This is a genomic window from Pseudonocardia sp. N23, from assembly GCF_002583555.1.
GTDB lineage: Bacteria > Actinomycetota > Actinomycetes > Mycobacteriales > Pseudonocardiaceae > Pseudonocardia.
Genome location: NZ_BEGX01000167.1, coordinates 1 through 230, shown reverse-complemented (window position 1 = coordinate 230; position 230 = coordinate 1). Strand labels below are relative to the sequence as shown.

The following is a 230-nucleotide window of genomic DNA, read 5'->3' as shown; positions in this document are numbered from 1 at the left end:
CACCACGGTGCGGACGGACTCGGCGATCGTCGCGAGTCCTTCGTCGAGCTCGGCGTCGCTGACCGTCAGCGGCGGCAGCACCTTCATGACCTCGCTGTCCGGGCCGGCGGTCTCCATCAGCAGACCACGCTCGAACGCCGCGGCACAGACCTTGGCGGCCTGCTCGGGCTGCTCGAACTGCAGGCCCCGCGCGAGACCACGACCCTTGACCGTGATCCCGGCCTCGCAGT

General features: G+C 70.4%; 1 protein-coding gene. It reads right to left on the bottom strand.

All coding sequences use genetic code 11. From position 1 onward, the window contains the following. On the bottom strand, window positions 1-230 hold a 230-nt coding region (locus TOK_RS31425; protein ID WP_141566646.1), incomplete at both ends, for an aminotransferase class III-fold pyridoxal phosphate-dependent enzyme.